The sequence below is a fragment of the Pseudomonas sp. TH39(2020) genome, assembly GCF_016650715.1.
GTDB classification, from domain to species: Bacteria; Pseudomonadota; Gammaproteobacteria; order Pseudomonadales; family Pseudomonadaceae; genus Aquipseudomonas; species Aquipseudomonas mandelii_C.
The window spans coordinates 987,486-1,000,758 of the sequence record NZ_JAEKFF010000008.1; the positions used below are offsets into that span (position 1 = coordinate 987,486).

11 protein-coding genes are annotated in these 13,273 nt (G+C 59.1%); 6 read left to right on the top strand and 5 right to left on the bottom strand.

From position 1 onward, the window contains the following. Positions 1-96: 96 nt before the first annotated feature. The 4 genes from JFU47_RS32860 to JFU47_RS32875 all read left to right on the top strand — a co-directional run bounded on the left by JFU47_RS32860 (position 97) and on the right by JFU47_RS32875 (position 3,644). A complete protein-coding gene (locus JFU47_RS32860; RefSeq protein ID WP_201188511.1) occupies positions 97-1,395 on the top strand; it encodes an MFS transporter in 1,299 nt (432 codons plus the stop codon). Positions 1,396-1,449: 54 nt separating this feature from the next. Continuing rightward, complete coding sequence (locus tag JFU47_RS32865; RefSeq protein ID WP_201188512.1) at positions 1,450-2,214, top strand: 2-keto-4-pentenoate hydratase; 765 nt, start codon at positions 1,450-1,452, stop codon at positions 2,212-2,214. A 213-nt stretch (positions 2,215-2,427) separates the two neighbouring features. Further along, complete coding sequence (locus tag JFU47_RS32870) at positions 2,428-3,210, top strand: SDR family NAD(P)-dependent oxidoreductase (RefSeq protein ID WP_201188544.1); 783 nt, start codon at positions 2,428-2,430, stop codon at positions 3,208-3,210. 17 nt (positions 3,211-3,227) lie between these two features. Next, entirely contained in the window at positions 3,228-3,644 is a 417-nt protein-coding gene (locus JFU47_RS32875; RefSeq protein WP_446739656.1) for a hypothetical protein, read from the top strand. A 164-nt stretch (positions 3,645-3,808) separates the two neighbouring features. Here the strand turns inward: JFU47_RS32875 and JFU47_RS32880 are convergent, their stop codons facing one another. From JFU47_RS32880 to JFU47_RS32900, 5 genes are all read right to left on the bottom strand, one after another. Beyond that, entirely contained in the window at positions 3,809-5,485 is a 1,677-nt protein-coding gene (locus tag JFU47_RS32880; protein ID WP_201188513.1) for an NAD-dependent malic enzyme, read from the bottom strand. A 123-nt stretch (positions 5,486-5,608) separates the two neighbouring features. Continuing rightward, entirely contained in the window at positions 5,609-6,382 is a 774-nt protein-coding gene (locus JFU47_RS32885; RefSeq protein ID WP_201188514.1) for an ABC transporter ATP-binding protein, read from the bottom strand. A 151-nt stretch (positions 6,383-6,533) separates the two neighbouring features. Then, a complete protein-coding gene (locus tag JFU47_RS32890; protein WP_201188515.1) occupies positions 6,534-8,114 on the bottom strand; it encodes an aldehyde dehydrogenase (NADP(+)) in 1,581 nt (526 codons plus the stop codon). Positions 8,115-8,124: 10 nt separating this feature from the next. Beyond that, a complete protein-coding gene (gene araD1, locus JFU47_RS32895) occupies positions 8,125-9,117 on the bottom strand; it encodes an AraD1 family protein (RefSeq protein ID WP_201188516.1) in 993 nt (330 codons plus the stop codon). Positions 9,118-9,271: 154 nt separating this feature from the next. Continuing rightward, positions 9,272-10,594 carry an MFS transporter gene (locus JFU47_RS32900; RefSeq protein WP_140679029.1) on the bottom strand — a complete coding sequence of 441 codons (1,323 nt, stop codon included), beginning with the start codon at positions 10,592-10,594 and terminating at the stop codon, positions 9,272-9,274. A 193-nt stretch (positions 10,595-10,787) separates the two neighbouring features. Between JFU47_RS32900 and JFU47_RS32905 the strand changes: the two genes are divergently transcribed. Next, positions 10,788-12,524, top strand: a complete 1,737-nt coding sequence (locus JFU47_RS32905) for an IlvD/Edd family dehydratase (RefSeq protein ID WP_201188517.1) — start codon at positions 10,788-10,790, stop codon at positions 12,522-12,524. Positions 12,525-12,707: 183 nt separating this feature from the next. Beyond that, positions 12,708-13,273: FadR/GntR family transcriptional regulator (locus tag JFU47_RS32910; RefSeq protein ID WP_201188518.1), on the top strand; the 566-nt coding region annotated here is incomplete at its 3' end.

The window sequence follows — 13,273 nt, forward strand, 5'->3', positions numbered from 1 at the left end:
AGGAGCTGCGGCATCTGCCGCAGCTCCCCTGATCCGACTAACTATCCCGAATCATCGCGTTTGTCAGCGTGAACAATAAGAAACTGGAGATAGAACATGAAGTTTTTACGTCTGCGCCCCACAACGGTGGTGCTATTCATGCTGTGCGCCATGTATTTCATTACCTACCTGGACCGCGTCAATGTCAGTACGGCAGCGGTCGGTTTCGGTAAGGAATTCAATCTGACCAAAACGGAGATTGGCATCGTCTTCTCTGCTTTTGCGTATCCCTACCTGGTATTTCAGATCATCGGCGGCTGGGTCAGCGACCGGTTCGGCGCCAAGCGCACGCTGGTGGTGTGCGGGCTGATCTGGGCCAGCGCTACCGTGTTGACCGGTCTCGCGGGTGGCTTCGTCTCCCTCATCGTCGCGCGGGTGCTCCTTGGCCTTGGCGAAGGTGCCACCTTTCCTGCAGCAACGGCGGCGATGTCACGTTGGGTACCCAAGGAGAAACGCGGATTTGCACAAGGCATCACCCATGCCTTCGCGCGTCTTGGCAATGCCCTGGCCCCGGCGGCGATGATCGCGGTCATGGCGACCTATGGTTGGCGAGAATCGTTCTACGTCTGCGCGGGCATCAGCTTCGTCTGGGTGGCGGTCTGGGCGTTGGTCTTCACGGAGCTGCCAAAGGATCATCCGCGCATCTCGCAACAAGAGCTGGCTGTGTTGCCGCCACCCAAGGTCAAGAGTAAGGAGCCTCTGGCCTGGGGACGTCTGTTCAAACGCATGGCGCCGGTGACGATCGTCTACTTCTGCTACGGATGGACGCTTTGGTTGCTGCTGAGCTGGGTACCGATGTACTTCATGAACATGGGCCTTGATCTGAAGGGCACCGCGATCTTCGCCTCCACGGTGTTCTTTGGCGGTGTCGTTGGCGACACCTTGGGAGGCATCGTCAGTGACCGCATCTACGCCCGAACCAAAAATCTGAACAAGGCACGCAGCCTGATGGTCGCGATCTGCCTCGGGCTGACGCTGCTGTCCCTGGTACCGCTGATGTTCACCAAGGATATACACATTTCCCTGGCGTGCCTGGCCATCGGCTTCTTCTTCTCCGAGATGACGATCGGCCCGATGTGGGCTATCCCGATGGACATCGCGCCTGATCATTGCGGTACCGCCAGCGGCATGATGAACACGGGGTCGGCCATGGCGGCTATCGTCAGTCCAGTGGCGGCCGGATTCTTGATCGACAAATTCGGCAACTGGCAGCTGCCGTTCCTGGTCAGCATCATCCTGCTGGCTATTGGCGTGATTCTGTCCTTCCGCATGAAGCCTCAGAACAAGTTTGAGTATGTGAAAGCGCCCCTGCCGTCGACAACTGATGCGCAAACCGCACCTGTCATCAGTAAATAACTTGCAGCTACCCCCCCGCCTGCGGGCGGGGTCTTGAACAATGGAGCGAACACCTTGAACACAACATTCAACCCTTCGCGTCTGGCGCAACTGCTCGTCGACGCGCAACGACAGCGCAGCTCGTTGCGCGAGCTCGACAACGACTTGTACCCTGCCGATATGGCCGCCGCCTACCTTACTCAGAAGGAGATTTTTCGCCTGCGCGGGGTCGAACCCGGCGGCTGGAAGATTGGCTCGAAATCCCATACCGGACCGATCCAGGGCTCACCGCTGCCACGGGACTGCCTGTTTCCATCTGCCAGCCGGTTCGATCGTGCCGCTTACGCGCCGGTTGGCCTGGAATTGGAAATCGCCTTTCGCTTCAACCGTGCCTTCAGCCCTCGTGATCAGGCGTACAGCGAAGATGAGGTCATGGCCGGCATTGGTGAAATGGCAGCAACCATCGAAATCGTTTCCAGTCGTTTTGCCGCTTGGCCGCGGATCGAACCCCTGACCCAATTGGCAGACCTGCTTAACCATGGCGCCCTGGTGATTGGCGAATTCGTCCCTTACGAAGCAGGTTTCGATTTCGTTCATCCTGAGCTCGAACTGACGTTGGGCGGCAACAGCATCGTGCCAGCGGCGGTCGCCAACCCGGCGGGCGATCCTCGACGACTGCTGCCGTGGCTGGTCAACCATCACACCCGCCAGGGATTGAAGTTGCCCCGGGAGTTCGTCATCACGACGGGGTCCTACACCGGTATGTACTTCGCCGAAGGCCCCGGGCAGGTGGACGGGCAGATTGGAGGTTTGCCTGCACTATCGCTGACGCTGGTCTAGCGGCACCCCGGTCGGCTGTAGCCCTCCTTGAGGAAAGCACAGACGGCCGGCTTTTCCATCCGCGATTCAAAGACATGAATCTTTCAAGAGTCGGCATAGGGGACGGCCTTCATAGGCCGCGCCCCTGTATCGTAAGCGTCCTACCAAGGCACGTCCGTATGCGGTTAAAGCGAAAATGTGAAAGTACGACATTCATCGATAGGAGCTAACGTGATGGTTGCGGATTGGAATGGTCAGGTAGCGCTAGTCAGTGGAGCCGGCAGTGAACAGGGAATTGGCATCGCGATTGCGAAACGTCTGGGCAGCTTGGGCGTCAAGTTGATCGTCACCGGTAGCAGCGCTCGGATAAATGATCGAGTGGCCGAACTACGTGCTGCGGGATTTGAAGCCGAGGGCCGTTCGACAAACCTGTGTGAGGAGTCTCAAGTACTGGAGTTTACGAGTTGGGCTGAATCAGTTTGGGGGCGGATCGATATTCTCGTGAACAATGCCGGCATGGCCGCGCAAGGCCACCCAGAGCCTTTTGCCGATGTAGCGAGTATGAGTTTGGAAACCTGGAATCTTTCAATTACACGCAACCTGACAACTGCTTTTCTGTTGACCCGTGCAGTTTTGCCGGGGATGCGGCGCAGGGGCTATGGCCGTATCGTCAATATCAGCTCCACTACTGGTACTCGGGCCGGCAATCCGGGAGAAGCCGCTTACGCTGCTGCTAAAGCGGGAATGATAGGTATGAACATGAGCCTGGCCCTTGAGGTTGCGGGGTACGGAATCACAGTGAATTCGGTCGCACCCGGATGGATTGCCACAGGTTCGAGCACTCCTGATGAGTTGGAAGCAGGGCGGTATGTCCCGATCGGTCGGTCCGGTCGTCCAGAAGAGGTCGCCGCAGCTGTTACCTTTCTTGCGTCACCTGAGTCCAGTTACATCACTGGGGAGGTACTTGTCATCGACGGTGGCAATTGCTTGGTGGAGAACAAGGCCTTTAAGAAATAACCGAAAGTCCACGGCCCTTGATGCAGGTAATCAGGACGGCGCAGCCGAGAGATTTGTCAGATTTCGAAGAGGCGTCAATCAAGGAAAGGCTGGACAGCGTGCAAACGGCCGCCAGCGCCTTCGCGCTGTTGATGATCCTCGCCAGCGCGGTGGCCATCTTGTTTAGCATCGGGGTGTCTGTAGTGATCATCAAGTATGTGAAATCGACTCTTGGAGCGGAACCTGAAGAGGTGGCCGACGCGATTCGCCGGCTCGCGGATGGTGAATTGAATCAGTCGATCATCACATCTCATCCCAATAGCGTCATGGGCATACTGAGGAGCGCGTTGGCAAGGCTCGGCGCATTACACCAACGCCCGCGTATCAGCGCTCTCGCCACGAACTTAAAAAGTTCGAATGCTGTCAGCCCACCTCAAGCGCATCCTGAAATTTGATCGCTTTCGACTACGTGGCATGAGTTGTTAGCTTACGGCGGGACTTTCCCCCGCAAGATTGTGCCCATGCTCGGCGCACAACAAAAGCCCCCGGCCTTTCGGCCAGGGGCTTTGTCAGCAACCTGAATCCCGCCAGATTGGCGGGATTCTTTTTGACTCAAGGTTTACTCGGGGCGTCGTACGTATTGTCGATAAACCGGCTGCCAGAAATGCTGCTCGATGGCTGCCTGCAATGCCTCCTCGGACATGGGCGGGGCAACGCTGTCGCGCTGGGCTGCCATACCAACGGCAAACGCGATGCGCTTGCTCACGGCCTGGACATCGCGCAACGCAGGCAGCATCTGCCCTGCCCCGGCGCTCTCGGCCAGCGCTTGGGCCGAGGCCATCAGCATACCGTCAGTGATGCGCGTCGCCTTGCTGGCGATCGCCCCCAAGCCGATACCGGGGAAGATGTAGGAGTTATTGCACTGGGCAATGGGGAAGGTTTTGCCCAACAGCTCGATCGGCAAAAACGGACTGCCGGTGGCCACCAAAGCCTGCCCCTCGGTCCATTGCAGGATGTCCTTGGGATGCGCTTCGATCTGCGAGGTCGGGTTGGACAACGGCATGATAATCGGTTGCGGACAATGGGCATGCATCGTCTCGATGATCTGCTGGGTGAACAGACCTGCCTTGCCGGATACGCCGATCAACACAGTGGGTTTGGCGTTGCTCACTACCTCCTGCAGCGACGGCCAGTCACCGCTAAAGTCCCAGTGCGCCAGCGACTCGCTAGGGTGAGCCAGGCGTTGCTGGAAATCGTAGAGGTCGGGCTGGCGATCGGTCAGCAAACCTTTGCTGTTAAGCAGGTACACCCGGCTGCGTGCCTGGGGCTCGCTCAGTCCTTCCAACTGCATGGCAGCAATGATCTGCTCGGCAATGCCGCACCCAGCCGATCCAGCACCGACAAAGGCGACCGTCTGTTCGGACAGGCGCTGGCCCTTGACCTTACAGGCCGCCAACAAGGTACCGACGGTCACGGCGGCGGTGCCCTGAATGTCGTCGTTGAAGCAACACAGCTGATCGCGATAGCGCGCCAGTAATGGCATGGCATTGGTCAGGGCAAAGTCTTCGAACTGCAAAATCGCTTCGGGCCAGCGACGTTGTATGCCCTCCACAAAAGCCTGCAGGAACTGATCATATTCAGCCCCGCGGATGCGCTCTTCCCGTAGGCCGAAGTACAAGGGGTCCGCCAGCAGCTGCGGATTATTAGTCCCCACGTCGAGAACCACCGGTAGCGTGTAGGCCGGACTGATGCCACCGCAAGCGGTATACAGTGACAGCTTGCCGATGGGAATGCCCATGCCGCCGACACCCTGGTCGCCAAGCCCCAGGATGCGCTCGCAATCACTGACAACGATGACCTTTACATGGTCCTTGGTGACATTGTTGAGGATTTCGTCGATGCGCTCGCGGTCCGCAATGCTGATGAACAATCCACGATGGCTGCGGTAGATACGGGAGAATTCCTGACAGGCTTTACCGACGGTGGGCGTGTAGATAATTGGCAGCATTTCATCGAGATGGTCATCGACCACCCGATAGAACAGGGTTTCGTTAGAGTCTTGAATCGAGCGCAACAGGATGTGTTTGTCCAGATCGGTCGCGCAACCCTGGAACTGCTGGTAAGCGCGCTGGGCCTGCTGATCGATCGTTTCGACCTGCTGCGGAAGCAACCCTCGCAAATGCAAGGCGTCACGCTCTTGCAGGTCAAACGCCGTACCTTTGTTAAGAAGCGGAGTTCCCAACAAAGTAGGGCCTTGGAAAGGGATTTGTAGCGTGCGATCGATGGGATTATTCATTTCGTTCTCCTGCACTTATTGAATTTTGAATTCAATATACACTTTTGATATCGAATTCCAAGACACGCTGTTTGTTGACTTGGGACAGTTGTAGCCAGGAAACGAGGATGACCCACGGTCTCCTCAACTGTGCCAGCATCCATACCAGCCATATTGCTCTGACACTTCCAGGTCGGTCTGATACAGATCCGAAAGGTTATCGCTGGTCAGAATCTCGCTCTTGGGACCATCGGCTACCACTTGCCCTTCGTTGATCAACACCACGCGATCAATCTCGGGAATTATTTCGTTAATGTGGTGAGTGGTAATAATCATCGCCCGACCTTCGCCACAAAAGCTGCGCATCAGTTTCAGCAAGCCCAGACTCGCCCCCATATCGAGGCCACTGGTGGGCTCATCGAGGATCAATGCCTGCGGATCGTGAACCAGCGCGCGGGCCAGTAACAGGCGGCGTTTTTGCCCCGTGGACAGGCGCTGAAACATGTGTTGTTCATCGACAGACATGCCCAGTTTTGCCATGAGATCTCGTGCCAGTGCGACCTGATCATCAGTGGGTTTTATATGATCATGTGCACCTATAGCGCCAAAAAAACCTGAGATGACAACATTCAGCGCCGAGGTATAAGGGGTGTAATCTTCCTGCAGGTCCTGCGAGACAAAGCCGATCTTGCTGCGCAGGCTCCAAAGGTTGACCCTTTCATCGCCAAACAGCTTGAGATAGCTGCCTGGCTTGTCGACGGGGTGGATCTCCCGAGTCATCAGTTTCAACAGTGTGCTTTTGCCTGCCCCATTAGGGCCGAGGATGGCGACGCGTTCGTTGTAACCGATTTTCAGTGAGATCCGATCAAACACTTGGGTCTGTTGTTGATAGGCGGTGACTTGGTTCAACTCGATCATCGTTTTGCCTTTATGAGCGGTTGGTCTCTTGCTGCGGGCAACGACCTGTTTGTGTTGGTTGGAGGCAGGCAGAGCAAGGGGGAACGAGGCGAGCAAGTTCCCCCTTTAGTTGTGACGAGACGCCAATGCCGCAAAGCATGGGAATGATCAGTTACAGGACTTCGCGGGACGGCTGGCCATCCACCAGGCGTTGGATGCGCAGTGGATTAGCGTTCTTCAACGGCTCCGGTAACAGGCTGTCGGGGTAGTTCTGGAAGCACACCGGGCGCAGGAACCGATCGATAGCCAGGGTGCCGACCGACGTGCCGCGTGCATCGGACGTCGCCGGATAGGGACCGCCGTGGACCATCGAATCGCAGACTTCGACGCCGGTTGGGTAGCCGTTGAGCAGGATCCGTCCGACCTTCTGTTCCAGCATTGGCGTCAGCTCACCAAATTGCTCGAAGTCCGCCGGCTCGCCAATGATCGTCGCCGTCAGTTGCCCGTGCAGGCCGTTCAACGCGGCACTGAGTTGCGCCTGATCGGCAACTTCGACGAACACCGTGGTCGGGCCGAACACTTCGTCCTGCAGCACTTCGTCGCCATTGATCAACAGGCTGACATCGGCTTTGAACAGTTGCGGCTGGGCCTGATTACCCTGCTGTGCCTGGCCGGCCAGATGCTCGATGCCCGGATGAGCGAGGAGTTTTTGCAAGCCTTTTCCATAGCTGCTCAAGGTTCCGGCATTGAGCATCGTTTGCGCGGGTTGATCGCCCATCAGTCCCGCCACCTGTTGCACAAACGCGCTGAACTGCGGCGAACGAATGCCGATCACTAGCCCCGGGTTGGTGCAGAACTGACCGCACCCCTGAACCACCGAAGCGGTCAGGTCACGGGCGACGCTTTCTGCCCGAGCGGCCAGCGCCTGCGGCAAGACGATCACCGGGTTGATGCTCGACATCTCGGCGAACACCGGGATTGGCTGCGCACGTGTCGCCGCCATGTCGCACAACGCTCGGCCACCCTTCAGCGAACCAGTAAAGCCGACCGCCTGAATCGCCGGATGCTTGACCAGCGCTCCGCCCACTCCGCCGCCGTAAATCATGTTGAACACGCCGGCCGGCATGCCGGTTTTTTCTGCGGCGCGGATGATTGCATCGGCGACCAGTTCGGCCGTGGCCATGTGGCCGCTGTGGGCCTTGAACACCACCGGGCAGCCAGCGGCCAATGCCGAAGCGGTGTCGCCACCGGCGGTGGAGAACGCCAAGGGAAAGTTGCTGGCGCCAAACACGGCGACCGGTCCGAGGCCGATGCGGTACTGACGCAGGTCCGGACGCGGCAGCGGTTTGCGTTCAGGCAACGCCTGATCGATGCGCGCACCGTAGAAATCACCGCGACGCAGCACGTTAGCGAACAGGCGCATCTGGCCGCTGGTGCGACCGCGTTCGCCTTGGATGCGTGCGGCAGGCAGCGCGGTTTCACGGCAGACCAGCGCGACAAAGTCATCACCGAGGGCGTCCAGCTCATCGGCGATGGCGTCAAGGAACTCGGCACGTTTGGCTGCGCTCAGGCTGCGGTAGACCGGATAGGCGCAAGCCGCCGCCAATGCTGCACGGTCGACCTCTTCAAAAGTAGCCTGGTGAAAACTGTAAGGCAGGTTATCGCCAGTGCTGGCATCAACGCTTTTGAAGATGATAGTGCCGGCCGCACTGCGCTGACCGCCGATGTAGTTGTGACCAAGAATTCGGGTCATGCCTATCTCCTTAAAGGGTGCCAACGGTGCCGGGCTCGAACGCCGCTTCAACCGGTGCAATACCGTTGATCAACGGGGCGCCGAACTCGGCCTGACTGATCTCGAACACGTCACCCGGCTGGGTGCGAATGCCGTCGGCAAAGGACAGGGTCGCGGTGCCGAAGAAGTGAATGTGTACATCGCCAGGGCGCAGGAACTGGCTGTATTTGAAATGGTGGTACTCAAGGTTTTCCAGGCTGTGGCACATGTTGGCCTCGCCACTGAGAAACTCGTTCTGCCACAGCACTTCGCCGTCGCGCAGGATGCGACTGGTGCCCGCCAGATGCTCCGGCAATTCACCAACCCGAAGTTCCGGGCCATAACTGCAACTGCGCAATTTGGAGTGGGCCAGGTAAAGGTAATTCTTGCGTTCCATTACGTGATCGGAGAACTCATTGCCCACGGCAAAACCGAGTCGATACGGTTTGCCGTCATGACCGATGACGTAGAGGCCGCTGAGCTCCGGCTCCTCCCCCGCGTCTTCGGCGAACGGTGGCAGCGGGAACGGATGGCCCGGACGCACGACGATACTGCCGTCGCCCTTGTAGAACCATTCCGGTTGCACACCGGCCTGCCCTGTCGTCGGTTTGCCGCCCTCCACGCCCCATTTGAAGATGCGCATGGTGTCGGTCATCGCGGCTTCATCGCCGACTTGCTGGTGCATCTTGTCCCGGGCCGACGCACTGCCCAAATGGGTCAGCCCCGTACCGCTGACCAGCATGTGCGCCGGGTCCGGGTGATCCAGCGGTGGCAGGATGCGCAACGTGGCCAACAGTTCTGCATAGTCATGGCTGACGCCCAGGCCCAGGGTTTTCACCTGCTGCTCAAGATTGACGCCGGCCTCGATCGCGGCCAACGCCAGGTCGCGAACCGTGCGCGCGTCCTGCACTTCGCGCACCAGACCGTCTTCGACCACGCCCACCCGGCGCTCGCCGTTACTCAATTCGAACTGAACTAAACGCATGATTTTCTCCTGTAAACAATCTTGAAGTCGGCATCGCACCCTGTGGGAGCGAGACCGGCTTGCCGGCGAAGAGGCAGTCACATCCAACAGTAAGGCTGACTGACACTCCGCTTTCGCGAGCAGGCTCGCTCCCACAGTTGATAGGTGTGAATTCTCAGGTGCGGGTAGCGCCTCGGGCGCTGGCAGCGAACTGATCGGCCGGCAGTACGTGCTTGCGTTCCAGCAGGCGATAGACCACACCGGTCAGCACCAACCCGAACACCATCACACCCGAAAGGAAATACAGGCCCGAGGCCAGGTTGCCGGTGTATTCCTTGAGCGCGCCGATCACGAACGGACCGATGTAGCCGCCGAGGTTGCCCACCGAGTTGATCAAGGCAATCCCGGCCGCGGCACTGGCGCCGGCAAAGAAGCGGCCCGGCAAGGTCCAGAACACCGCGGTGCAGGAAAACAACGCGAAGGCCACCAGGCACAACGCCGCCAGTTGCAGCACCGGCACGGTCAGCCAGGCGCTGAGGAACAGGCCGATGGCACCCAACACGTAAAGCACCGCCAAGTGGCCGTAACGATCATTCAAACGGTCGGAACTGCGCGGAATGATCAGCAACCCGATGATCCCGAAGATGTACGGCACCGATGACACAAAACCGGTCACCAGGTCCGTGCCACCGAACTGCTTGATCAGGGTCGGCAGCCACAAGCCCAGGCCGTAGATGCTCAGGGTCACCGGCAGATAGAACAGCGCCAGCAACAACACACGTTTGTCCTTGAGGGCGTGCAACGGATTGCCGTGGCGGGTCTGGCCGTATTCCTCAAGATCCTTTCTCAGCTCGCCGGTCAGCCAGTCCTTTTCGGCCTGGTCCATCCACTTCACCTGTTTCGGACCGTCCGGCAGCCAACGCAGCACCGGCCAGGTCAACAGGATCGCCGGGGTGCCGATGACGATGAACAGCCACTGCCAGCCATGCAGACCAAGAACGCCGTCCATGCCGAGCAGACCGCCGGACACCGGGCCGGTGATCAACATGGCGATGGGTTGGGAAAGGATGAATAACCCGAGGATCTTGCCGCGATGGCGCACAGGAAACCATTGAGTGATGTAGTACAGAACGCCCGGGAAGAACCCGGCTTCCGCCGCGCCGAGCAGAAAGCGCATCACATAGAAACTGTGCGGCCCCTGGACGAACGCCATGCCGATGGTGATGGCGCCCCAGGTGATCATGATTCGCGCGAACCAGCGCCGCGCGCCAAAGCGTTCGAGCATCAGGTTGCTGGGGATTTCCAGCAGGAAATAGCCAATGAAAAACAGCCCGGCACCCAGCCCGTAAGCCGCGTCACCGATGCCGAGGTCGGCGCCCATGTGCAATTTGGCGAAGCCTACGGCGGAGCGATCCACATAGGCGATCAGGTACAGCAGGATCAAGAAGGGAATCAGTTTCAGCGTGATGCGACGAATAAGCCGCAGTTCCTGGCTCATGAGATCGGTCTCCGATTGTTGTTGTTATAGAACCTCGGGGGACGCCTCTCGCGGAAAACCGCCAGGGCAATCCCTCCGTTGAGATGGACTATATAGTAATACTATTTATGCAACAACACTTCCAAACGGCCCGTTTTGAGCTTATGTTACGCCTCAGCTCGAACAATATAGTCATACAATAAGAGAACTGATCATGTCTGATAAGAAACCCACCCTGCGCTCCGCCCAATGGTTTGGCACCGCCGACAAGAACGGCTTCATGTACCGCAGCTGGATGAAGAATCAGGGTATCGCCGACCACCAGTTCCACGGCAAACCGATCATCGGCATTTGCAACACCTGGTCGGAATTGACCCCGTGCAACGCGCATTTCCGCCAGATTGCCGAGCACGTCAAACGCGGGGTGATCGAGGCCGGTGGCTGGCCGGTGGAGTTCCCGGTGTTCTCCAACGGCGAATCCAACCTGCGTCCAACCGCCATGTTCACCCGTAACCTGACGAGCATGGATGTCGAAGAAGCCATTCGCGGCAACCCGATTGACGGTGTTGTGCTGCTGACTGGTTGCGACAAAACCACACCGGCGTTGTTGATGGGTGCTGCCAGTTGTGACGTACCGGCGATCGTCGTCACCGGCGGGCCGATGCTCAACGGCAAGCACAAGGGTCAGGACATCGGCTCGGGCACCGTGGTCTGGCAGCTCAGCGAGCAGGTCAAGGCCGGCACCATCACCCTTGACGATTTCCTCGCGGCCGAGGGCGGCATGTCCCGCTCGGCCGGCACCTGCAACACCATGGGCACCGCCTCGACCATGGCCTGCATGGCCGAAGCACTCGGCACCTCCCTGCCCCACAACGCGGCGATTCCAGCGGTGGATGCGCGCCGTTATGTACTGGCGCACATGTCCGGCATGCGTGCGGTGGAGATGGTGCGTGAAGATTTGAAGCTGTCGAAGATCCTCACCAAGGAAGCCTTCGAAAACGCCATCCGCGTGAACGCGGCCATCGGCGGTTCGACCAACGCGGTGATCCACTTGAAAGCCATCGCCGGCCGCATTGGCGTGGATCTGGAACTGGATGACTGGACCCGCATCGGTCGCGGCATGCCGACCATCGTCGACCTGCAACCGTCCGGGCGCTTTCTGATGGAAGAGTTTTATTACGCCGGTGGCCTGCCGGCCGTATTGCGCCGCCTCGGTGAAGCCAACCTGATTCCGCATCCGAACGCTTTGACCGTCAACGGCAAGACCCTCGGTGAGAACACCAAGGACGCGCCGATCTACGGCCAGGATGAAGTGATCCGCACCCTCGACAACCCGATCCGCGCCGACGGCGGCATCTGTGTGTTGCGCGGCAACCTGGCGCCACTGGGTGCAGTGCTCAAACCATCCGCGGCCACCGCCGAGTTGATGCAGCATCGCGGCCGCGCCGTGGTGTTCGAGAACTTTGACATGTACAAGGCGCGGATCAACGATCCGGAACTGGATGTGGATGCCAACTCGATTCTGGTGATGAAGAACTGCGGCCCAAAGGGTTATCCGGGCATGGCCGAAGTCGGCAACATGGGCTTGCCAGCCAAACTGCTGGCCCAGGGCGTGACCGACATGGTGCGTATTTCCGATGCGCGCATGAGCGGTACGGCATATGGCACGGTGGTGTTGCACGTCGCTCCGGAAGCCGCAGCCGGTGGGCCTTTGGCGACGGTGAAGGAAGGTGACTGGATCGAGCTCGACTGCGCAAGCGGGCGTCTGCATCTGGACATTCCGGACGCGGAACTGGCGGCGCGCATGGCGGATCTGCAACCGCCGCAAAACCTTATCGTGGGCGGTTATCGTCAGCTTTACATCGACCATGTGTTGCAGGCAGATCAGGGTTGCGATTTCGACTTTCTGGTCGGTTGCCGCGGCTCTGAAGTGCCTCGCCACTCCCACTAATCACATCAATCCCCTGTGGGAGCGAGCTTGCTCGCGAAGGCGGTTTATCATTCGACATCTTCGTTGTCTGACACCCCGCCTTCGCGAGCAGGCTCGCTCCCACTTTATTTGCACCTGCCTCAAGATCGTGCCACGCCTGTTATCATGCGCGCCACCCCATCACACAGGATCGCGCCGCTCCCCATGGATTACCGCAAACTCTCCGACCGCAAAAGCATGCACTCGCGCATCGTCCAGGAACTGGGCATGCAGATCGTTTCCGGGCGTTTCAAACCGGACGACAAACTGCCCGCCGAAGCCCTGCTGTGCGAAGAGTACGCGGTCAGCCGGCCGGTGCTGCGCGAAGCCACTCGGGTGTTGGTCGCCAAGGGCCTGGTGTATTCCCGACCGCGGGTTGGCACCGTGGTCAAACCGCGCCGGGAATGGCACATGCTCGACCCGGACGTGCTGCACTGGTTGATGCAAAGCAGCCCGCAGAATGAGTTTTTCAGCCTGCTGACCAGTGTGCGCAGCATCATCGAACCGGCTGCTGCTGCGCTGGCTGCGCAGTTCGCCACCGACGATGACATCGCCTCCATCAGTGAAGCCTACCAACGCATGGAGGCCGCACCGACCCCCGAAGCGCTGTTGCAACCGGACCTGGATTTCCACAGCCGGATTGCCCACGCGACCCATAACGACTTGCTGGCGAATCTTTGCAACATGCTGTCGGTGGCGATTACCGAAGCGTTGAAGCATTCCAACCAGCG

Bases quoted from the DNA above. Each gene is read 5' to 3' on its own strand.
- JFU47_RS32860 (WP_201188511.1), top strand. From the start codon at position 97: ATGAAGTTTTTACGTCTGCGCCCCACAACGGTGGTGCTATTCATGCTG.
- JFU47_RS32870 (WP_201188544.1), top strand. From the start codon at position 2,428: ATGGTTGCGGATTGGAATGGTCAGGTAGCGCTAGTCAGTGGAGCCGGC.
- JFU47_RS32880 (WP_201188513.1), bottom strand. From the start codon at position 5,485: ATGAATAATCCCATCGATCGCACGCTACAAATCCCTTTCCAAGGCCCT.
- JFU47_RS32885 (WP_201188514.1), bottom strand. From the start codon at position 6,382: ATGATCGAGTTGAACCAAGTCACCGCCTATCAACAACAGACCCAAGTG.
- JFU47_RS32890 (WP_201188515.1), bottom strand. From the start codon at position 8,114: ATGACCCGAATTCTTGGTCACAACTACATCGGCGGTCAGCGCAGTGCG.
- araD1 (WP_201188516.1), bottom strand. From the start codon at position 9,117: ATGCGTTTAGTTCAGTTCGAATTGAGTAACGGCGAGCGCCGGGTGGGC.
- JFU47_RS32900 (WP_140679029.1), bottom strand. From the start codon at position 10,594: ATGAGCCAGGAACTGCGGCTTATTCGTCGCATCACGCTGAAACTGATT.
- JFU47_RS32905 (WP_201188517.1), top strand. From the start codon at position 10,788: ATGTCTGATAAGAAACCCACCCTGCGCTCCGCCCAATGGTTTGGCACC.